Raw genomic sequence first — 20,106 nt, 5'->3', positions numbered from 1 at the left:
GATGGCAGAAATCATGCTGAAAATCGACAACATCCACGTCTACTACGGCGCGATCCACGCGCTGAAGGGCGTGAGCCTCGAAGTCCATAAGGGTGAGATCGTCACGCTCATCGGCGCGAACGGCGCGGGAAAGTCCACGACGCTGCGCACGGTATCGGGACTGCTCGCGCCCAAGAGCGGCGGCATCTCCTTCCTCGGAGAAAACATCGCGGGCATGCCCGCGCACGAGATCGTCAAGCACGGCATCTCACAGGTGCCTGAAGGGCGGCGCATCTTCGCTGAGATGAGCGTGCAGGAAAACTTGGAGATGGGCGCTTTCACGCGCAAGGACAAGGCGGGGGTAGAAAAAGACTTCGAGATCGTCTACAACCGCTTCCCGCGCCTTAAAGAACGCCGCAAGCAGCAGGCGGGCACGCTCTCGGGCGGCGAGCAGCAAATGCTCGCGATGGGACGCGCCCTCATGAGCCGCCCGAAGCTCCTCCTCTTAGATGAGCCGTCGATGGGCCTTGCGCCGCTCCTCATCAAGGAAATATTTTCCATCATCGAGGACATCAACCGCGAGGGAACGACCGTCCTCCTCGTCGAGCAGAACGCCAACATGGCTCTCTCCATCGCACACCGCGCCTACGTCATGGAAACGGGCAGGATCACGCTCCAAGGCGCGGCAAAGGAACTCGCAGCGAGCGAAGATGTGCGAAAAGCCTATTTGGGCGGCTGAAATAGAGGAAAATCCGTTATCCGCGCTTCCTAAAGAAAGGATGCTGACAATGTTTGTAGCAAACCGCATGGCAAAAAATCCCTTCACCGTCACGCCGGACACGAAGGTCTCGGCCGCGAAGGATTTGATGAAGAAGCACCGCTTCCGCCGCCTGCCCGTCGTCGATGAAGACGGCAAGCTCGTCGGCTTCTTGAGCGACCGCGACATCATGCGCGTCTCGCCGTCGCCCGCGACGACGCTCTCGCGCTACGAGATCACCTCGCTCTTGGCGAAAATGTGCATCGGCGAAATCATGCAGAAGGAGGTCGTCTCCGTCAAGGATGACGCGACCATCGAGGAAGCCGCGCTCATCATGTACAACCACAAGATCGGCGGCCTGCCCGTCGTGTCGAGCGTCGGCGCCGTCGTCGGCGTCATCACGGAAACCGACATCTTCAAGACCTTCGTCGACGTCATGGGACTGACGCACGGCAAGACGCGCTTCACCATCGCCGACGTCGGCGACAAGGTCGGCGTCGTGCGCGACCTCGGCGGCATCATCGCCGACTGCGGTTGCAACATCGACAGCCTCGTCACCTGCCAGCAGGACGACGGCAGCTACGAAATCGTCGTGCGCTTCGACACGACGGACAGCGAAGCCGTGAAAAAGAAGCTCGAAGAAAACGGCTTCCACGTATCGCACGTCGTGAAGATCGGCTGATTGGGTAACGGCTCGTATGCGAAAACGTCCCAAGAACGCGAGCCAGCGGCGAAGCGCGATTGGACGACGTTGACCGCTGCTGACTTGACTTCTACTCGAAAAATTTGACGAGTTTCAGACTGTATTGTATAATAAGCATGGAAAAAGGTGCTGTCGGTAAACGGTCAGCCCCTAAACGTTAGTGGAAGAATACCCCGCCTAAGTTGGAGACTGCAGGCGGGGCATTCTTATTTTGCCTTTAGCGCAACGACGCAGATCGTCACGCAGAAAACGAACGACAAAAAATCGTACAGTTCCATAAGCAACGCCCCCTTTCAGACCTATCCAAGAAGCAGCCCCGAAGGACGTGGCCGATTGGAAAAAACAGGTCTAGTGCGAAAGCAACCCAATCATCGACGCGCAAATCGCATCGCACGATTGGCTGCCATTGACCGCTCAGGGGCTAAGAATTGACCGCCTACCGTTTTGGCAGCACCGCTTGTATTATAGCATAATATGTTAGACTATGGTTGACTTTCTGTTACTATTTTCCCGTACATCGTTCAATATTTTAGGTCATCCTTATCGAAAGGGGCGTTACCTATGAACAAGAATGATACACTGCAAGATGATGCGATTGCCTATATCGATTCTTTTCTGACCCCCGAAGAAATTGCCGAGAGCAATCTGCGCGTCGCCTTGATCGGCGAACTCATCAAGGCGAGGAACGAGCGGGGCGTCACACAGAAGCAGCTCGAAGAGATGAGCGGCGTCAGCCAGCCCGTCATCGCACGCTTGGAGCGCGGCACGACGAGTCCGAACATCTCGACCGTCATGAAGCTTCTCGCCCCCTTGGGCAAGAAACTTGCCATCGTTCCCTTGGAAAACTAGAGAACACTGATACATTCAGAGCTGCCCTAAAAAACCGCCCGCAGCAGAAGCAAAAGCTCCTGCTGCGGGCGGTTTTTCTCTTCTTTTCATTCCTGCCCCATCGCATCAAGCAGCCACTGCCGCAGTACGAGGACGTGATTTTCCACGGCGTTCTTGTTGGCGTAGACGAGCGTCACGGGGGATTCCTGCAACCAACCCCGGCACTTCGCGGCGAAGGCGGCGGCTTCGGGGCTTTTTTTCAACTCTTCGAGGTATGCCTTTCCGAAGAGATCGAAGTTCATCTCGCCACTGTGGTAAAGCTTGCGCAGTTCGGGCGACGGCGTGACTTCCTTCGCCCACTCGCTCAATGCAGCACGTTCCTTCTTCATGCCACGCGGCCACAGACGGTCAACAAGGATGCGCCTGCCGTCCGTCGGCGCAGACTCTTCGTATATGCGCTTCATTTGCAGTTCGTATGCCATCGTGAAGACTCCTTTCCTTTGTACGGTCAAAAGCTACGCACTTTATCCTTTAAAATTTTCTATCCACAAATAGGCTTTGTAGAGTGATTTATCCAAATTAACCTGCTTCCAAGAACCCGGCAATTGAGTCACAAAATACGACCGCCCATACCAATTGCTCACGTCAGGCTGAAATTCATATTTTTTAATATCAACCAACTCGCCCGTATCACGTACAATAGACTTAACACGCATCGCCTTGTAATCTGTCCGATAGATAATACTATCACCATCTACATAATAATCTACATTCCCAACAGCTTTAAAGTTCATCGTCTCATAATAATAATCTGTTGCCTCGCCACTTCCCTGCCATAAGAATAAAACCAATACAAGAAAATATAAAGAACAAGCTTTCTGTTTCACTGTTCACACCTCCATCATAAAAATTGACGTTGCATACTTCTATTCTCCAATCTATATTCCTGCTTACCTCTCAAGATTTTTATTAAGATTTCTGTATGCCAGAATCTTTTCAAAATATCAAACAGAATCGCCGCCATCTACCTCACTCGCGAAGAAAGTCCCTGTGTTATGCCTTGCTATCTCCTGCTGTTTCCGCTAGAATAAAAGTGTCATTCATCAAATCTTCCCAAGGAAAAGGAGACAATCCGATGGAAAAAATGCTGGAAAACGTGTTTCACTTGAAGGAAAACCGCACGACGGTGCAGACGGAGCTCTTAGCGGGGCTTACGACATTCATGACGATGGCGTACATCCTCGCCGTGAACCCGCTGATCTTGAGTGCTGCGGGCATGGATGCGGGCGCGGTGTTCACGGCGACGGCGCTCGCTTCGGGCATCTCGTGCGTCCTCATGGCGTCGTTCGCCAATCTGCCGTTCGCACTGTCTTCCGCGATGGGACTCAACGCCTTCTTCGCCTACACGGTCGTCGGGCAGATGGGCTACTCGTGGCAGCTCGCATTGACAGCTGTGCTCGTCGAGGGTCTGATCTTCATCGCACTCTCCGTGACGAATGTGCGTGAGGCACTCTTCAATGCGATTCCGCTGACCTTGAAGAGCGCTGTCACCGTCGGCATCGGCTTCTTCATCACATTCATCGGCCTGCAGAACGCACACGTCGTCGTCGCAGGTCCGAAGCTCGTCGCGCTCTTCTCGTTTCCCAAGGCGATGGCAGAAGGAACGTTCCACTCCGAGGGAATCACCGTCCTCCTCGCGCTCTTCGGCATCCTCCTGACCGCCGTGCTCGTCATAAAGAACATCAAGGGACACATCCTCATCGGCATCTTCGCCACTTGGGGGCTGGGCATCGTCCTGGAGCTTCTCGACATCTACATCCCCGATCCTGCACGCGGCTACTTCAGCCTCATGCCTTCGGGCATCATCGCGCCGCCCGTGTCGCTCGCGCCGACCTTCCTGCAATTTGACTTCCATGCAATCCTCTCGCTTGATTTCATCGTCGTCATCTTCGCCTTCCTCTTCGTCGACCTCTTCGATACGCTCGGCACGCTGATCGGCTGCGCCTCGCGCGCCGACATGCTCGACGAGAAAGGGCGTCTGCCGCGCGTCAAGGGAGCGCTCCTCGCCGACGCCTGCGGCACGGCGCTCGGCGCATGTCTGGGCACATCGACGATCTCGACCTACGTCGAGTCCTCGGCGGGCATCGTCGAGGGCGGGCGCACGGGACTGACGGCCGTGACGACGGCGATCTTCTTCCTCGTCGCGCTCTTCTTCTCGCCGCTCTTCCTCGCCGTGCCGGGCTTCGCGACGGCGCCGGCGCTCGTCATCGTCGGCTTCCTCATGATGCAGCAGGTCGCAAAGATTCCTTGGTCGGACATCACCGAGGCGATCCCCTCTTTCATCTGCATCGCCGTCATGCCGTTCGCCTATTCCATCGCCGAGGGCATTGCATTCGGCATCATTTCCTACACGCTGCTGCACGTCGCCTCAGGCAAGTTCCGCAACGTGACATGGCTCATGTACATCCTGACCGTGCTATTCATCTTGAAATACGCTTGGCTCTGAGATATATCAACGTCAGAAAAAGGGCGGCGCATCCATCAAAACCGGTGGATGCGCCGCCCTTTTCCCATATTCATTCATACCTTCCGGCAAAGACCTTCTCGGCAGGCCCCGTCATGTAGACATGATTGTTCGCCGCCCACTCGATCTGCAGCCTGCCGCCGTCGAGCTGCACCTCGGCTTCTCTCTTCGTGCGCCCCGTGAGCGCGGCGGCGACAAGCGTCGCGCATGAGCCTGTGCCGCACGCGAGCGTCACGGCAGCGCCGCGTTCCCAGACGCGCATGCGGATGTGGGAAGCGTCCTTGATTTCCGCAAACTCCACGTTTGTCTTCTTGGGGAACTTCTCGTGCCGCTCAAGGAGAGGCCCGAACTTTTCCATCGGCACGTCTTGTGCATCCTCGACGAAAATCACGCAGTGCGGGTTGCCCATGGAAACGCAGGTCATGGAAAACGTCTCGCCCTCCGCCTCGATCGGCTGCTCAATGACGCGTGATGCGCCAAAGCCCCGGACAGGAATGCGCTCGCCTTCAAGGATCGGCTCGCCCATATCGACGCACACGCCCGTGAGCCTGCTGCCCGCAAGCTGCAGGCGCGGCACGAGGATGCCCGCGCCCGTCTCGACCGTGAATTCCGCCTCGCCGCTCAGCCCTTCCGCATGGACGACGCCCGCGAAGCAGCGGATGCCGTTGCCGCACATCTCCGCCTCCGTGCCGTCCGCATTGAAGATGCGCATGCGAAAGTCCGCCTGCTGCGACGGCAACACGAGAATCAGCCCGTCCGCGCCGATGCCGTAGTGACGGTCACAGACCCTTCGCGAGAGCGCCGCAAGGTCATCCGGGAGCTGCTCCCGAAAGCCGTTCACAAGGACGAAATCATTGCCGCAGCCCTGCCATTTCGTAAAGGAAAACGCCATATTCTTACCCCCAGGAATGTTTTGCGAGGAAAGACCAGAAGGACGCGCCGAAAACTCGCTCCTTTTGGCGGCTTTCCTCCAGCACGCGCGCATCTGCCGCCATGCAGTTTTCCTTCATTGTAGCGAAGAACGAGCGCTTTGCCAAGCCTTTTTTGCCCGTCATGCCCTTGTGCAGCGACAACGGAGCGCCTTTTCCCAAAACATTCATAACGATCCCCCTTTGCAGATACCCCTATTGGTATTTTCATTATACACATAGGGGTATATGCTGTCAAGAAAAAGCTCTTCGCGTCTTCATAGTGCCGACAAGCAGATGGAAGTCCTGCCACATATGAGAACCCATTCCTCGTCTGTAACTATGTATACATAATACCTTAGCAAAACAGTATACTTTTTCTGCCATTTGCGTTATTATATATGAGTGCTTAGCCACACGATAGTTTTTTCTTATGAAGTTTCAAAGCAAAGGGGTAATCACGCATGACGGAAATGCAGCAGTATGTAGAGGACATCCTCGCCTCTATCGAAAAGAAGGATCCGCAGGAGAAGGAATATCACAACGTGGTCAAAGAAGTCCTGACCTCGATCGTGCCTGTCTTGGAGCAGCATCCCGAGTACAAGAAGCACAAGATCCTTGAGCGCATGGTCGAGCCGGAGCGCGTCGTCATGTTCCGCGTGCCTTGGGAGAACGACAAGGGCGAGGTTCAGGTCAACCGCGGCTACCGCGTGCAGGCGAACAGCGCCGTCGGCACCTACAAGGGCGGCCTGCGTTTCCATCCGAGCGTGACGCTCTCCATTTTGAAGTTCCTCGCTTTCGAGCAGACGTTCAAGAACTCTTTGACGGGGCTTCCCATCGGCGGCGCCAAGGGTGGCTCGGATTTCGACCCGAAGGGCAAGAGCGACAACGAGGTCATGCGCTTCTGCCAGAGCTTCATGACGGAGCTCTATCGCCACATCGGCTCGATGGTCGATACGCCGGCGGGCGACATCGGCGTCGGCGGCCGTGAGATCGGCTACCTCTACGGTCAGTACAAGCGCATCGTCAACTCCTTTGATTCCGCTGTCCTCACGGGCAAGGGACTCGGCTACGGCGGCAGCCTCGCACGCACGGAAGCCACTGGCTACGGACTCCTCTACTTCATGAAGGAGATGCTCGAAGACAACGGCAAGAGCCTTGAGGGCAAGACCGTCGTCGTCTCCGGCTCGGGCAACGTCGCGACGTATGCGATCGAAAAGGCCATCGAATTCGGTGCAAAGCCCGTGACCTGCTCCGACTCGAACGGCTACGTCTACGACCCCGAGGGCATCGACCTCGCGCTCGTCAAGGAGATCAAGGAAGTGCGCCGCGGCCGCATCAAGGAGTACGTCGAAAAGCGCCCGAACGCCGAATACCACGAGGGATGCCGTGGCGTCTGGACGGTCAAGTGCGACATCGCCTTGCCGTGCGCGACGCAGAGCGAACTTGACATCGAGGGCGTCAAGGCGCTCGTGGCGAACGGCGTCATGGCCGTCGGCGAAGGCGCGAACATGCCGACGACGCTCGATGCGACGGAATACCTCTTGGAAAAGGGTGTTCTCTTCGCCCCCGCGAAAGCGGCAAACGCTGGCGGCGTCGCCGTCTCTGCGCTTGAGATGAGCCAGAACTCCGAGCGCCTGCACTGGACGTTCGAGGAAGTCGACAATCGCCTCAAGGGCATCATGAAGAACATCTATCAGAATTCCAAGAAGAACGCGGAGAAGTACGGCATGAAGGGCAACCTCATCGCCGGCGCCAACATCACAGCATTCCTCCACGTCGCAAATACGATGGTCGCACAGGGGATTGTCTGACCGCCGCAGACAGCGGTATACAAGAAAGAGTGCGTATGAGCCGGAATCGGCTCATACGCACTCTTTCTTAAATTTTCTCATTCACTCTTGACATCTCTATATTATTTGAATACACTGATAACATAGAAATATATTGAAGCACTGTCTTCTTAGGTGCAGGTGAAGCGCTTGATGAAGCAGTTTTTCTTTTTTAGCGCTGAATTGCTGCCCATCCTGCACAAAGGCGCCCTTCAGTCAACGCGATATGCAAAGGAGGAGATTTCAATGGCAGACGAAAAGAATGTGCCGGTCTACTTGGAGGGAGAAGAGGGACACCATACGAAGAGCTTGATCGCAGCGACCTTGGGGTATGCTGCCGACGGCATGGACATGTTTTTCCTATCGTTCGTACTGGTCTTCATCATCAGCGATTTCGGCCTGACGCCTGGACAGGCCGGCAACTTGACATTGGCAACAACGCTCGGCATCTGGGCCGGTTCCTACATCTTCGGTATCCTGGCTGATCGGATCGGCCGCATCAAGGTACTCGCAGGAACGATCTTCCTATATTCATTCGCAACGGCAGGCATCTACTGGTGCAATGACTACTATGTTCTGCTCGTGCTTCGCGCTCTCGTCGGTCTCGGCATCGGCGGCGAATTTGGTATCGGCATGGCCATCGTCACGGAAACGTGGGCGCCCGCGATGCGTGCACGCGCAACAAGCTGGGTGGCACTCGGCTGGCAGTTCGGCGTGCTCGCAGCATCGTTAATCGTCGCCGTCGCAGTTCCCTACATCGGCTGGCGCGGCGTTTTCCTCATCGGACTGATTCCGGCCGCAATCGCCATATATGCGCGCATGACGCTTCGCGAGCCGAAGATGTTCTTGGAGCGGCAAGCGCATCAAAAGGCGCTGCGGGAAAAGGTGGAGAGCGGCACGGCGTCCCATGAGGAGCAGGAAGAGTACGACCGCATCAACGGAACGCCGGTCAAAGCGCTGTTCGAAGATCGCCGCACGACGATCACGACGATCGGCCTCATGGTCATGTGTCTCGTGCAGAATTTCGGCTACTACGCGGTCTTCAGTTGGATGCCTGCCATCTTGGCTCAGCAGTACGGCTACACACTCGCCAAGGCAAGCGGCTGGATGGCGATCTCGATTGCCGGCATGCTCGTCGGCATCACCTTGTTCGGCATCCTCGCCGACAAGCTCGGCCGCAAGAAGACGTTCAGCATCTGGTACATCGGCGGCACGATTTACTGCATCCTCTACTTCTTTTTCTTCACGAGCCAGGAGGCCCTGCTCTGGGGCAGCTTCCTGCTCGGTCTCACGGTCAACGGCATGATGGGCGGCTACGGCGCGATTCTCGCGGAGAACTATCGCTCAGAAGCGCGTTCGACGGCAGAGAATTTCATCTTCGGCACGGGTCGCGGGCTCGCCGGCTTCGGACCAGCCTTGATCGGCTGGCTCGCCGCAAGCACGGGGCTTCTGGGCGCGATGAGCCTCGTATTCCTCATCTATCCGATCGCATTCATCGTCATGCATCTGATGGTTCCCGAGACGAAGGGAAAAGTCATGGAATAAGGAGGTGCGGCAGATGTTCGATCTTGCCATCAAGGGCGGCTGGGTCGTCGACCCCGTCCGACAGGAGATCAAAAAGCAAAACATCTATGTGAAAGACGGGCGCATCGCCGCCCTGGGCGAAAGCGACGCGAATGCGCTGGAAACGCGCGACGCCTCGGGACTCTACGTGCTGCCCGGCGGCATCGATACGCACTGCCATTTTCGTAATCCCGGCGCGACGGAAAAGGAAGACTTCGCCCACGGCACACGCGCGGCGGCAGTCGGCGGCATAACGACGGTTCTCGATATGCCGAACACAAACCCCGCCGTGCTGGACGGCATCGATGTGCGAAAGAAAATCGCCTATTTTCACGATAAAGCTTATGTAGACTATGGCATCTGGGGACTCTCTCTCGGCGATCTCAACCTCGACAAGCTGCTCTCCATGAAAGAGGCCGGCGCTGCAGCGATCAAGTTCTTCTGGGGATACGCGATTGACACCAAGACGCACGCGCTCGTCTACAATTATACGAAGGGGAAGGAGGATGTGATTCCACCGCTCGACGACGGGGAGGTCTACGCGATTTTCCGCCAAATCGCAGCGAATCGACAGATTCTTGCCATCCATGCGGAAAATTCCGCACTGATCCGTCGTTTGACGGAAGAGCTCGATACCAGTAAGACGGCAGACGACGACTATGCGGCATTCCTTTCCACGCGCCCATCACTCGCTGAAGAGCTGACCGTCGCGACAGCCATTTCCATGGCGCGGGATACGGGAGCGCATCTGCACATCCTGCACATGACATCACGACGCGGCGTCGAACTCGTCCGCCGCGCAAAGGCTGATGGCGTCTCCGTCACAGCGGAAACGGCGCCGCACTACCTCTTCCTATCCGCAGAAGACTTTCCCGCCGTCGGCCCCATGATGAAGGTCTATCCCCTCATCAAGAGCAAGGACGATCAGGCGGCTCTTTGGGCAGGACTCTTGGATGGCACGCTCGACTTCATTGCCTCCGATCATGCACCGCACCGCATCGAGGAAAAACGCGGCAGCCTCTTCAAGATGCCCTCCGGCATGTGCGGCGTGGAAACAATGATGCCGTTGATGCTCGACGCCGTCAGCCGCGGGAAGATCACCCTGCCCTTTGTCGCACGCGTGCTCTCTCAAAGACCGGCGGAAATCTACGGCATCGAGCGCAAGGGCAAGCTCGAGATCGGCTTCGACGCCGATCTCGTATTGGTCGACATGCAGAAAACGCGCCCCATCCGAAACAAAGACCTCCACAGCAAGCAGCCATTGACAGCGTTCGACGGACGGAGCATCACGGGCTGGCCCGTCAGCACCTACCTGCGCGGGAGACTCATCGCAGCGGATCACGAGATTGTCGGCGATCCCGGCGGACAGCCGGCACACTGCCGTGCAGCCGTATAGATGCAGGATCATGCAGCAAAGCGTACGAAACAGATAGAGAAAGGATCATTTCTATGAATATTCTTGTCATCAATCCTACAAGCGAATCCGAACTCAACGACACGATCTTCCAGGCGGCAGATCAAGCATCGAAGTTGTCGGCACGCAGCGCGGAAGAGTACACGCACACCTCGGCAATCTCGCTCGATCAGGCGCCGCGTCGTGTCGCCTCCCCCTTGGAGATCATGGAAGCTTCCATGGCGCTCATGGAGAAAGTGCGTTCCCTCAAGGACGTCTACGACGGTTTCATCATCGCCCATACGGCAGAACTCGGCGCAGACGCCCTGCAGGAGCTGACAGGAAAGCCCGTCGTTTCGAGCGGCGCTGCTGCTGTTTACTCAGCTCCCCTCTACGGACATCGCATCGCCGTCCTCAGCCGCTCGCTGCGCGACCTCGAAACGCATCGCGAAACGCTGCGCCACTACGGCATCCTTCACGACAATCTCACATTCCTGCCCGTCATGGAAGAAAACGCTCCTCTTGCCAATCTGCGTGAAGCAGTTTCAGAAGCTGCAGAAAAAGCGAAAAAGGAGCATCTCGCCACCGTGCTCGTCCTCGGCGACCCCTCGATGGGCATTCTCGCTGACGATGTTTCCCGCCTGACGCATCTGCCTGTACTCGAAGGCATCACTTCGGCTCTCATCCGCATCGAGTACATGGTCTACCAGCAGGAACGTCTGCGTGAGCACGCAGCCAAGCGCACATGATCAAACCGGAGCGCCTCGCAGCGGATTTTGCAGCGCTCGCTGCCATCACTGCGCCGGGAGGCGGCATCAATCGCTTGGCTTTTACGGACAGTGATTGGCAAGGACGCGCCTATTTCATGCAGGAGATGGAAAAGGCGGGACTCACCCTGCATGAGGACGCATTCGGCAACGTCATCGGGCATCTTGCGGGACGCGACGATAGGCTTCCCGCCGTCATGCTCGGCTCGCACGGCGACAGCGTGCCAAACGGCGGCAACTACGACGGCACGCTGGGCATCATCGGCGCCATCGAGGCGGTACGCAGTATGAAGGACGACGGCTTTCGCCCCCTTCATCCGCTCGAAGTCGTCATCTTCATGTGTGAGGAGTCGAGCCGCTTTTCTGCTGCCACTCTCGGCAGCCGCGCCATGCGCGGCAGGATTTCCCGCAAGGACATCTCTCGTCTGCGTGACCACCAGGGCAATACCCTCTATGATGTGCTGAAGGCGCGCGGTCTGCAGCCCGATGCACTGGAAACTGCCAGATACACAAAAAAGCTCAAGGCATTCCTTGAGCTTCACATCGAGCAGGGAAGAGTCCTTGAGCATGAGCGTCTTTCCATCGGCATCGTCACGGGAATCGCCGCGCCATCGCGCTTTTTCTGCCTGCTGCGCGGCACTGCCGATCACAGCGGCGCGACACCAATGAATTTAAGAGCTGACGCCTCTTGTGCAGCGGCGGAAATCATCCTCGCCGTCGAGCAGGAAGCCCGCGCGGCAACGCGCACGCCCGTCGTCGGCACAGTCGGCATCGTCGAGGTACAGCCCAATGTCATGAACGTCATCCCGGGCGAAGTGCGGCTCGGCATCGACCTGCGCAGCACTTCCTCAGAGGCTCGGGATAATGTAGAGCAGATCATCCGCACTCGCATCGAAGAAATCTCTCTTCGGCGCGGCATCTCCTGCGAAATCTCTCCCATCAGCAAGGAGACTCCCGCACACATGGACACTTCCCTCACCCAATGCCTCGCAAAGATCGCCGATGACCTGCATCTGCCGTATCGCATGATGCCGAGCGGTGCGGGACACGACGCCATGCATTGGGCGGACTATGCCCCGACTGCCATGATCTTCATTCCCTGTAAGGATGGCATCAGCCACAGTGCAGCGGAATACGCAAGCCTCAGCCAGATTACAGCAGGCGTCAGGCTTCTTTCCGCCGCCGCGCGGCATCTGACCGCCGCTGTATAAAATCAAATTCAACTCTTCCTATGAAAGAGGTCTGGTGCACATACATCATGTGCACCAGACTGGACTGCTCCCTGCTAAGCGGACAAGAAAATAAACCACTGTCGTAGAATTACGCTGATTTATGCGGTTTTGCTCCATATTTCGTATGGAGTAAGACCGCTTTTCAGTTGTATGCGCTCATAGTTGTAAAAGTGTACATATTGTGTTACAGTTTCCTCTAACTCCTTCCTTGATCCAAACTTCATCCGATGTAAGCATTCCGCCTTCAGCGTTCCAAAGAAATTTTCCATCGAAGCATTGTCATACGGGCAGCCACGCTTTGACATTGACGGCGTGAAGTGGTATTCTTGACTTAGGTCGTAATACGCTTGGGAAGAGTACTGCGAGCCTTGGTCGCTGTGGAGGATTAGTCCATTAGCGACCATTTCCTTTTGTAAGGCGTCACGCACGGTGTCCGTAACGAGTGAAGCTGTCATATCTGTGCCGATGCGCCATCCCAGCACCATTTTGCCGCATTGATCAATGACGGCGCACAGATAGCACATGCCATGTGCCGTCGGTATATACGTGATATCTGTTGCCCAAAATTGATTTGGGCGCTCCGGATTGAATTGCCGCTTCAACAAGTTTTCATAGCGATGTGCCGCGTCTTTGTAATGCGTATATGGACGACGACGGCGAATTTGTGCGAGAGCATCGATTTTGCGCATGACACGCAAAACACGCTTTCGATTTACGTGAATCCCCGTATGTTTTCGAAGCCATTTGCAGACGCGACAATAGCCGTATGTGAAATGTGTTTGTTCCTGACAGGTCAAGATTTGTTGCTCCAGCCAGGCATCTGCATGTGATTCCTGCATTCGATATCGCCAGTCGTAGTAACCGCTGCGCGATACTTCCAGAATCCGGCACAAAGCGACAACCGGATAGATGTTACGCACCCGCTCAATAACACGATATTTGACGCTCACCTCCTTCCAACCTCGCAAAGAAAATTTCGCAGGACATCGACCTTCATACGGAGCTCGATTACTTCGTTTTGTAAAGAGGTGCGCTCATCGATTGCTTGTTTGCGTGGGCGCCCTTTCGGACGAGGAATATATCCGGCTTTCCTTAAGCGATCTTTACGCCGTTGGCGTTTTATGAATCCCTTGATTTGCTCTTTGGTCAATCCATAGATTTCACCAATTTGCCGATGTGTTTTTCCTTCTGTCTTGAAACGGAAGATTTCATCAGATAACTGCTCAATTTTTGTATATTGTCTTGGCATAACGAATCCCTCCTGTTGTAGTTCTTATTCTACAACAGGAGGGATTTTTATTCACTGTCCGTATTTTGGGGTGCAGTCCACCGCAAAACTTTCCTGCAGGGCTTTTTTTTTTCATGCCTTTACGATATAATAAAGAAGAAAATAAAAAAGTGAACCACATTCGTAATTTGGAAGGACTCTCAAGATTTGGACATGTATCCGATGAACCTGCGCCTTGAAGGGCGCGCCGCGCTTGTCGCCGGCGGCGGGGCGGTGGCGCATCGAAAGGTGCGCGGGCTGCTTGCAGCAGGAGCGGCTGTGACCGTCGTCGCGCCCAAGCTTTCGCCGCCCCTCGCGGCGCTTGCGGCAGACGGAAGCATCACTTGGCTGGCGCAACTTGCGACGGCGGAGGTTTTCGCATCGCTGCCACGTGCGCTCCTCGTCTTCTGCGCGACCGACGACCGTGCGGCGAACGCTGCCTTCGGCAAGGCGGCGAAGGCAGCCGGCGCTCTCGTCAACGATGCGACGGCGCCCGAGCTTTGCGACTTCTTCCTGCCAGCGGCTTTGCGAGACGGCGATCTCCTCGTCACGGTATCGACGGGCGGCGCATCGCCCGCGCTCGCCCGCACGCTGAAGAAGCGGCTCGCCGCCCGCCTGGGCGCGAGCTGGGGCGACTGGCTCAAAAGGCTCGCCAAGCTGCGCGAGGAAGCGAAGGAACGCATCGAGGGAAGTGCAGGACGCGAGGCGTTTTGGCGCGCGGCTCTTTCGGAGCATATTTTAAATCTTGTCGAAGAAGGCAGACTGGATGAGGCGGAGGCAGAGATAAGACATGCACTTGATTGTTTTGGGACTGAATCATAAGACGGCGCCCGTGGATGTGCGCGAGCGGTTTTCCATACCGAAGGACGCCATCCGCAAGGGGTTCCAACATCTGGCGGAGTATGCCGATCTTCTTGAAGCGGTCGTGCTCTCGACGTGCAACCGCAGCGAGATCTACGCGGTGACGGCGGACGATGCACACGCGGGCGAGGCCGTGCGCCGCTTTTTCTTCGACCTCACGGGAAACGACGAGGATGTCGAAGAATACCTTTACATGTACGAGGACGAAGAATGCATCCGTCACCTCTTCCGCGTGGCGGCGAGTCTTGATTCGCTCGTCCTCGGCGAGGGGCAGATCCTCTCGCAGGTCAAGCAGGCGTACGCGCTCGCACTCGAAGGCCATGCGACGAGCACCGTGCTGAACACGCTGTTTCACCGCGCCATTGCGACGGGAAAGCGCGTGCGCACGGAAACGCGCATCGCGTGGAGCGCCGTGTCCGTCAGCTATGCGGCGGTCGAACTGGCGAAGGAAATCTTCGGCACGCTCGACAAGTCGAGCGTCCTGATCTTCGGCGCGGGCAAGATGGCGGAGCTGACGGCGGAGCATCTCGTCTCGCACGGCGCGAAGAAACTCTACATCGCGAATCGCCACATGGAGAAAGCCGAGGACTTCGCCGCTCGCTTCGGCGGCGAGGCCGTGCCCTTCGAGCGCGCGATGGAAAAGGCGGAGGACGTCGACGTCGTCGTGACCTCGACGGGCGCGCCGCACTACGTCGTCAAGGCGTGGGAGACGCGCCACCTCATGACGCAGAGGAAAGGGCGGCCGCTCGTCTTCATCGACATCGCCGTGCCGCGCGACGTCGATCCCGAGGTCGAGGAAATCAAGGGCGTGAAGCTCTTCAACATCGACGCCTTGGAAGCCGTCGTCGACGATCACATGGAGGAGCGCAAGCAGGAGGCGGTCGAGGCCTCGCGCATCGTCGAGGAGGAGATTGTTTCCATCGAGAAGCGCTTCCAATACCTCTCGTGCCGCCCGCTGATGGCACTCCTCTCCGAGCGCTGCGAGCGCATACGATGTCGTGAGATGCAGCGTGCGCACACGAAACTGCCCGAACTCACGGAGGAGCAGCAGCGTGCCGTCGACCACATGACGCGCATGATCGTCCGAAAGATCCTGCGCACGCCGATGATGAAGCTCAACGCATCGGCGGGAACGGCGGACGAGGCATTCTACATCGAGGCGATGCGAAGCCTCTTCAAGCTTGATACGATAGGGGAGACGGGAACTTGTGAAGAAAGACACCATCGTTATAGGTACGCGCAGCAGTAAGCTTGCGCTCTGGCAGGCAGACTATGTAGAGGCGAAGCTCCGGGAGAGATACCCGGAGCTTCATGTCGTACAAAAGCGCATGACGACGAAGGGCGACCGCGTGCTCGATGCGCCGTTGGCGAAGATCGGCGGCAAGGGGCTTTTCACGAAGGAGCTTGAGCAGGCGATGCTCGCAGGCGAAATCGACCTCGCCGTGCACAGCCTCAAGGACATGCCAACGGAACTGCCTGAAGGGCTCATGCTCGCCGCCGTGACCGAGCGCTTCGACCCCGGCGACGCCGTCGTGAGTCCGCGCTATCAAACGCTCGCGAACCTTCCTCAAGGCGCGAAGGTCGGCACGTCGAGCCTTCGCCGCCGCGCACAGCTCCTCGCCAAGAGGCCCGACCTTGAGATCGTCAGCCTGCGCGGCAACGTGAACACGCGGCTCAAGAAGCTCGAAGAAGAAAATTTCGATGCCATAATCCTCGCCGTCGCGGGACTCAAGCGCCTGGGCTTCCATGACCGCATCACCGAGATCCTGCCGCGCGAAATCTGCCTGCCCGCCGTCGGACAAGGCGCACTCGCCATCGAGGCGCGTGCGGACGACGAGGCGACGCTTTCCCTTATCGCCTTCCTCGACGACGCGGCGACGCGTGCGGCGGCGAGAGCGGAACGCGCCTTCCTCGCACGCGTCGAGGGCGGCTGCCAAGTGCCCGTCGGCGTCTACGCCGAGGCTGCGGACGAGGCACTCGAAATGGAGGCGGTCATCGCCTCCATCGACGGCGAGCGCCTCTATCGCAAGAAGAAGGCGGGCAGTGCCCTTGACGCCGAAAAAATCGGCCGTGCGCTCGCCGAGGAACTGCTCGCCATGGGCGGCAAAGAAATCCTGCAGGAACTCGGCCTGCTGCAACCGTAAGGAGGAAAGCGAAGCTATGGTATATCTTGTCGGAGCCGGCCCCGGAGATCCGGGGCTTTTGACGGTCAAGGCGCACGCGTGTCTGAAAAAGGCCGACACCGTCGTCTATGACTACCTCGCGGACAGCCGCATCCTCGCGCTCGTGCCGGAAGAAGCCGAGCGCATCTACGTGGGAAAAAGCGCGGGCAACCACGCGATGAAGCAGGAAGACATCTCAAAGCTCCTCGTCAAGCTCTCCCGCGAAGGAAAATGCGTCGTGCGCCTCAAGGGCGGCGACCCCTTCGTCTTCGGGCGCGGCGGCGAGGAAGCCCTGCTCTTGGCGGAAAACGGCCTGCCGTTTGAAATCGTGCCGGGCGTGACTTCTGCCATCGCCGTGCCCGCCTACGCGGGCATCCCCGTCACGCACCGCGGCGTCGCCGTCTCCTTCGCCGTCGTCACGGGACACGAAGACCCAACGAAGGAAGCCTCAGGGCTAGACTGGCAGAAACTCGCGACGGGCGTCGATACGCTCGTCTTCCTCATGGGCGTCGGAAACCTTCCCGCCATCACAGCCGAACTCATGCGCCACGGCCGCGCCGGCAATACGCCCGCCGCCGTCATCCGCTGGGGCACGCGCCCCGAGCAGGAGACACTCATCACGACCGTCGAAAACGCCGCTGACGATGTGGCGCGAGCCGGGCTCAAGCCGCCCGCCATCTTCCTCGTCGGCGATGTCGTGCGCTATCGAGAGAAGCTGCGCTGGTTCGACGCGCCCGAGAGGCGTCCCCTCTTCGGCAAGCGCGTCCTCGTGACGCGTGCGCGCGCCCAAGCCTCGAAGCTCACCGAAGGCCTCGAAGCGCTCGGCGCCGCGTGCCTCGAAGTGCCCGCGATCCGCATCGCAGAGCCTTCGGATGGCGGCACATCGCTCCGCGCCGCCATCGCTCATATCGCCGACTACGACTGGCTGATCTTCACGAGCGCGAACGGCGTCGAGCATTTCTTCCGCGCCCTTGACGCCGCGGGCAAGGACGCACGCGCCCTCGCCCGCGCCAAAGTCGCCGCCATCGGCCCTGCGACAGCCGCCGCGCTCGCCGCCTTCGGCGTCCGCGCCGACTGCGTGCCCGGCGAATACCGCGCCGAAGCCGTCGTCGAAGCCCTCAAGGGCGATGTGCGAAGCGGCACGCGCGTTCTCCTCGCACGCGCCGAAGAAGCGCGCGAAGTGCTGCCCGAAAGCCTCAGGGCGCTCGGCGCAGAGGTCACCGTCGCCGCCGCCTACTGCACAAAGCAGGCAGAGGCCGACGGCGCTGCTCTCGCAAAAAAACTCACGAGCGGCGAGATCGACATCGTGACTTTCACAAGCTCTTCGACGGCAAAGAACCTCTGCGCCATCCTCGGCGGCGCAGAGCCTTTGCAGCATGTCAAGTGCGTCGCCATCGGCCCCATCACGGCGAAGACGTGCGAGGCGCTCGGCATAAAGCCCGCGGCCGTCGCCAAAGAATACACGATCGAAGGACTCATCGAAACCATCAAGGAGATGCTGTTATGCTGAAGCAAGTACTTCGTCCGCGCCGCCTGCGCAGGACGGCGAACATTCGCGCCATGGTGCGCGAGACGGAGCTTTCCGTCCGTGATTTCGTCTACCCCATCTTCGTCGTGCCCGGCGAGAATATCAAGGAGGAAATCCCCAGCATGCCGGGCTGCTTCCACCTCTCCGTCGACCGCGCCGTCGAGCAGACGAAAGAACTCGCCGCACTCGGCATTCCCTCCGTCGAAGTCTTCGGCCTGCCCGAGTACAAGGACGAGATCGGCTCTTCGGCATGGGACGCGAAAAGCCCCGTGCAGCAAGCGATCCGCGCCATCAAACAGGCAGAGCCGGAGCTTGCCGTCGTCGGCGACGTCTGCCTTTGCCAGTACACGTCGCACGGCCACTGCGGCAAACTCTCGGGCCACGAAGTCGACAACGACGCGACGCTGCCGCTCCTTGCCAAGACGGCGGTCAGCCAGGCGGAAGCCGGCGCCGACATCGTCGCGCCGTCCGACATGATGGACGGGCGCATCGCCGCCCTGCGCGAAGCCTTGGACGAAGCTGGCTTCTCCCATGTCTCCATCATGAGCTACGCCGTCAAGTACGCTTCGGGCTACTACGGCCCCTTCCGCGATGCTGCGGACTCCGCGCCCTCCTTCGGCGACCGCCGCGCCTACCAGATGGATCCCGCCAACGCACGCGAGGCGATGAAAGAAGTCGCGCTCGACCTCGCCGAGGGAGCGGACATCATCATGGTCAAGCCCGCGCTCGCCTACCTCGACATCGTGCGCCGCGTGCGCGACGCCATCGACCGCCCCGTCGCCGTCTACAACGTCAGCGGCGAATACGCGATGGTCAAGGCGGCGGCGGCGAACGGCTGGATCGACGAGAAGCGCATCGTGCTCGAAACGCTCACGGGCATGAAGCGCGCGGGCGCCGACATCATCATCACCTACCACGCGATCGACGCGGCGAAGTGGCTTCAAGGCTGAAAAGGAGCGAAATATGCTGAACTTAGAAAAATCCCTGGAAGCGTTTGAAGAAGCGAAAACCCTCATGCCGGGCGGCGTCAACAGTCCCGTGCGCTCCTACAGAAACGTCGACTGCAATCCGCCCTTTATCGCACGCGGCGAAGGCGCGCACATCTTCGACATCGACGGCAACGAGTACGTCGACTATGTGCTGTCGTGGGGGCCGCTCGTCGCCGGACACGCGCATCCCGCCGTCGTCGCCGCGCTCGCCGAAGCTGCCGCACGCGGCACGAGCTACGGCGCACCGACGACGCTCGAATCCGATCTCGTTCGCCTCGTGCAGAAGGCTTATCCTTCGATGCAGCTCGTGCGCATGGTCAACTCGGGCACGGAAGCGACGATGAGCGCCCTGCGCCTTGCACGCGGCTTCACGGGACGCTCGAAGATCGTCAAGTTCGTCGGCTGCTACCACGGCCACAGCGACAGCCTGCTCGTCGACGCAGGCTCGGGGCTTGCGACCTTCGGCGTGCCGTCGAGTCCCGGCGTGACCGAAGGCGTCGCCAAGGACACGATCACCGTGCCGTTCAACGATGCGGACGCCATCACGCGCGTCATGACGGAATACGGCAAGGACATCGCCTGCATCATCGTCGAGCCTGTCGCGGGCAACATGGGCTGTGTCCTGCCCGAAAACGGCTATCTCGACACCTTGCGCACCCTGACCGAAAAGCACGGCGCACTCCTCATCTTCGACGAAGTCATGTGCGGTTTCCGCGCCTCCTTGGGCGGCGCACAGGCGGCCTACGGCATCACGCCCGACCTCACGTGTCTCGGCAAGATCATCGGCGGCGGCCTGCCTTGCGCGGCCTACGG

General features: G+C 58.6%; 21 protein-coding genes. 15 read left to right on the top strand and 6 right to left on the bottom strand.

Translation table 11 applies throughout. The features are described from left to right. Position 1: 1 nt before the first annotated feature. From HMPREF1153_RS11335 to HMPREF1153_RS11325, 3 genes are all read left to right on the top strand, one after another. Positions 2-718, top strand: coding sequence for an ABC transporter ATP-binding protein (locus HMPREF1153_RS11335; protein ID WP_009647099.1), 717 nt, complete (start codon positions 2-4; stop codon positions 716-718). Between the two features lie 49 nt (positions 719-767). After that, positions 768-1,418: a CBS and ACT domain-containing protein gene (locus tag HMPREF1153_RS11330; protein ID WP_009647098.1), complete on the top strand. Its 651-nt coding sequence runs from the start codon at positions 768-770 to the stop codon at positions 1,416-1,418. 582 nt (positions 1,419-2,000) lie between these two features. After that, on the top strand, positions 2,001-2,288 hold the full coding sequence (locus HMPREF1153_RS11325; protein ID WP_009647104.1) for a helix-turn-helix domain-containing protein: 288 nt from the start codon (positions 2,001-2,003) through the stop codon (positions 2,286-2,288). 86 nt (positions 2,289-2,374) lie between these two features. On the opposite strand, the gene HMPREF1153_RS11320 is transcribed toward HMPREF1153_RS11325, so the two are convergent. Continuing rightward, complete coding sequence (locus HMPREF1153_RS11320; protein WP_009647093.1) at positions 2,375-2,749, bottom strand: DUF488 domain-containing protein; 375 nt, start codon at positions 2,747-2,749, stop codon at positions 2,375-2,377. Positions 2,750-2,791: 42 nt separating this feature from the next. Continuing rightward, positions 2,792-3,154, bottom strand: coding sequence for a hypothetical protein (locus tag HMPREF1153_RS11315; protein WP_009647083.1), 363 nt, complete (start codon positions 3,152-3,154; stop codon positions 2,792-2,794). Positions 3,155-3,402: 248 nt separating this feature from the next. On the opposite strand from HMPREF1153_RS11315, the gene HMPREF1153_RS11310 reads away from it, so the two are divergent. Next, entirely contained in the window at positions 3,403-4,773 is a 1,371-nt protein-coding gene (locus HMPREF1153_RS11310) for an NCS2 family permease (RefSeq protein ID WP_009647096.1), read from the top strand. Positions 4,774-4,843: 70 nt separating this feature from the next. Here HMPREF1153_RS11310 and dapF read toward each other — a convergent pair whose 3' ends face one another. Both dapF and HMPREF1153_RS11300 read right to left on the bottom strand, forming a co-directional pair. Further along, a complete protein-coding gene (gene dapF / locus HMPREF1153_RS11305; protein ID WP_009647097.1) occupies positions 4,844-5,683 on the bottom strand; it encodes a diaminopimelate epimerase in 840 nt (279 codons plus the stop codon). Between the two features lie 4 nt (positions 5,684-5,687). Beyond that, positions 5,688-5,891, bottom strand: coding sequence for a hypothetical protein (locus tag HMPREF1153_RS11300; protein ID WP_009647091.1), 204 nt, complete (start codon positions 5,889-5,891; stop codon positions 5,688-5,690). A 272-nt stretch (positions 5,892-6,163) separates the two neighbouring features. On the opposite strand from HMPREF1153_RS11300, the gene gdhA reads away from it, so the two are divergent. From gdhA to HMPREF1153_RS11275, 5 genes are all read left to right on the top strand, one after another. Then, entirely contained in the window at positions 6,164-7,513 is a 1,350-nt protein-coding gene (gene gdhA, locus HMPREF1153_RS11295) for an NADP-specific glutamate dehydrogenase (protein WP_009647101.1), read from the top strand. Between the two features lie 264 nt (positions 7,514-7,777). Further along, positions 7,778-9,076, top strand: coding sequence for an MFS transporter (locus HMPREF1153_RS11290; protein WP_037370668.1), 1,299 nt, complete (start codon positions 7,778-7,780; stop codon positions 9,074-9,076). 13 nt (positions 9,077-9,089) lie between these two features. Next, entirely contained in the window at positions 9,090-10,490 is a 1,401-nt protein-coding gene (gene allB / locus HMPREF1153_RS11285; RefSeq protein ID WP_009647105.1) for an allantoinase AllB, read from the top strand. 53 nt (positions 10,491-10,543) lie between these two features. Next, positions 10,544-11,236, top strand: coding sequence for an aspartate/glutamate racemase family protein (locus HMPREF1153_RS11280; protein ID WP_009647082.1), 693 nt, complete (start codon positions 10,544-10,546; stop codon positions 11,234-11,236). Continuing rightward, positions 11,233-12,465 carry a M20 family metallo-hydrolase gene (locus tag HMPREF1153_RS11275; protein ID WP_009647087.1) on the top strand — a complete coding sequence of 411 codons (1,233 nt, stop codon included), beginning with the start codon at positions 11,233-11,235 and terminating at the stop codon, positions 12,463-12,465. The genes HMPREF1153_RS11280 and HMPREF1153_RS11275 overlap by 4 nt, the downstream gene beginning before the upstream one ends. A 119-nt stretch (positions 12,466-12,584) precedes the next feature. Here HMPREF1153_RS11275 and HMPREF1153_RS11270 read toward each other — a convergent pair whose 3' ends face one another. Both HMPREF1153_RS11270 and HMPREF1153_RS11265 read right to left on the bottom strand, forming a co-directional pair. Further along, on the bottom strand, positions 12,585-13,436 hold the full coding sequence (locus tag HMPREF1153_RS11270; protein ID WP_009647077.1) for an IS3 family transposase: 852 nt from the start codon (positions 13,434-13,436) through the stop codon (positions 12,585-12,587). Beyond that, complete coding sequence (locus HMPREF1153_RS11265; protein WP_037370665.1) at positions 13,433-13,735, bottom strand: hypothetical protein; 303 nt, start codon at positions 13,733-13,735, stop codon at positions 13,433-13,435. Before HMPREF1153_RS11265 ends, HMPREF1153_RS11270 begins: the two co-directional genes overlap by 4 nt. Positions 13,736-13,927: 192 nt before the next feature. Here HMPREF1153_RS11265 and HMPREF1153_RS11260 point away from each other — a divergent pair, with 192 nt between their 5' ends. From HMPREF1153_RS11260 to HMPREF1153_RS11235, 6 genes are all read left to right on the top strand, one after another. Further along, positions 13,928-14,575, top strand: a complete 648-nt coding sequence (locus HMPREF1153_RS11260) for a precorrin-2 dehydrogenase/sirohydrochlorin ferrochelatase family protein (RefSeq protein WP_037370671.1) — start codon at positions 13,928-13,930, stop codon at positions 14,573-14,575. Then, entirely contained in the window at positions 14,544-15,863 is a 1,320-nt protein-coding gene (hemA, locus tag HMPREF1153_RS11255; RefSeq protein WP_009647084.1) for a glutamyl-tRNA reductase, read from the top strand. Before HMPREF1153_RS11260 ends, hemA begins: the two co-directional genes overlap by 32 nt. After that, positions 15,823-16,758, top strand: coding sequence for a hydroxymethylbilane synthase (gene hemC, locus HMPREF1153_RS11250; protein WP_006193692.1), 936 nt, complete (start codon positions 15,823-15,825; stop codon positions 16,756-16,758). The genes hemA and hemC overlap by 41 nt, the downstream gene beginning before the upstream one ends. Before the next feature lie 16 nt (positions 16,759-16,774). Beyond that, positions 16,775-18,286, top strand: coding sequence for a uroporphyrinogen-III C-methyltransferase (gene cobA / locus HMPREF1153_RS11245; RefSeq protein WP_009647090.1), 1,512 nt, complete (start codon positions 16,775-16,777; stop codon positions 18,284-18,286). Beyond that, complete coding sequence (gene hemB / locus HMPREF1153_RS11240; RefSeq protein ID WP_009647102.1) at positions 18,280-19,254, top strand: porphobilinogen synthase; 975 nt, start codon at positions 18,280-18,282, stop codon at positions 19,252-19,254. Before cobA ends, hemB begins: the two co-directional genes overlap by 7 nt. Positions 19,255-19,267: 13 nt before the next feature. Continuing rightward, a partial coding sequence (locus HMPREF1153_RS11235; RefSeq protein ID WP_009647094.1) for a glutamate-1-semialdehyde 2,1-aminomutase occupies positions 19,268-20,106 on the top strand: 839 nt, incomplete at its 3' end.

Source organism: Selenomonas sp. CM52, assembly GCF_000292955.1.
GTDB lineage: Bacteria > Bacillota > Negativicutes > Selenomonadales > Selenomonadaceae > Selenomonas.
Note: the sequence above shows the minus strand (reverse complement) of the source record. Positions and strands in the feature narration are given on the sequence as shown.

Bases quoted from the DNA above. Each gene is read 5' to 3' on its own strand.
- HMPREF1153_RS11335 (WP_009647099.1), top strand. From the start codon at position 2: ATGGCAGAAATCATGCTGAAAATCGACAACATCCACGTCTACTACGGC.
- HMPREF1153_RS11330 (WP_009647098.1), top strand. From the start codon at position 768: ATGTTTGTAGCAAACCGCATGGCAAAAAATCCCTTCACCGTCACGCCG.
- HMPREF1153_RS11325 (WP_009647104.1), top strand. From the start codon at position 2,001: ATGAACAAGAATGATACACTGCAAGATGATGCGATTGCCTATATCGAT.
- HMPREF1153_RS11320 (WP_009647093.1), bottom strand. From the start codon at position 2,749: ATGGCATACGAACTGCAAATGAAGCGCATATACGAAGAGTCTGCGCCG.
- HMPREF1153_RS11310 (WP_009647096.1), top strand. From the start codon at position 3,403: ATGGAAAAAATGCTGGAAAACGTGTTTCACTTGAAGGAAAACCGCACG.
- dapF (WP_009647097.1), bottom strand. From the start codon at position 5,683: ATGGCGTTTTCCTTTACGAAATGGCAGGGCTGCGGCAATGATTTCGTC.
- HMPREF1153_RS11300 (WP_009647091.1), bottom strand. From the start codon at position 5,891: ATGAATGTTTTGGGAAAAGGCGCTCCGTTGTCGCTGCACAAGGGCATG.
- gdhA (WP_009647101.1), top strand. From the start codon at position 6,164: ATGACGGAAATGCAGCAGTATGTAGAGGACATCCTCGCCTCTATCGAA.
- HMPREF1153_RS11290 (WP_037370668.1), top strand. From the start codon at position 7,778: ATGGCAGACGAAAAGAATGTGCCGGTCTACTTGGAGGGAGAAGAGGGA.
- allB (WP_009647105.1), top strand. From the start codon at position 9,090: ATGTTCGATCTTGCCATCAAGGGCGGCTGGGTCGTCGACCCCGTCCGA.
- HMPREF1153_RS11280 (WP_009647082.1), top strand. From the start codon at position 10,544: ATGAATATTCTTGTCATCAATCCTACAAGCGAATCCGAACTCAACGAC.
- HMPREF1153_RS11275 (WP_009647087.1), top strand. From the start codon at position 11,233: ATGATCAAACCGGAGCGCCTCGCAGCGGATTTTGCAGCGCTCGCTGCC.
- HMPREF1153_RS11265 (WP_037370665.1), bottom strand. From the start codon at position 13,735: ATGCCAAGACAATATACAAAAATTGAGCAGTTATCTGATGAAATCTTC.
- HMPREF1153_RS11260 (WP_037370671.1), top strand. From the start codon at position 13,928: ATGTATCCGATGAACCTGCGCCTTGAAGGGCGCGCCGCGCTTGTCGCC.
- hemA (WP_009647084.1), top strand. From the start codon at position 14,544: ATGCACTTGATTGTTTTGGGACTGAATCATAAGACGGCGCCCGTGGAT.
- cobA (WP_009647090.1), top strand. From the start codon at position 16,775: ATGGTATATCTTGTCGGAGCCGGCCCCGGAGATCCGGGGCTTTTGACG.
- hemB (WP_009647102.1), top strand. From the start codon at position 18,280: ATGCTGAAGCAAGTACTTCGTCCGCGCCGCCTGCGCAGGACGGCGAAC.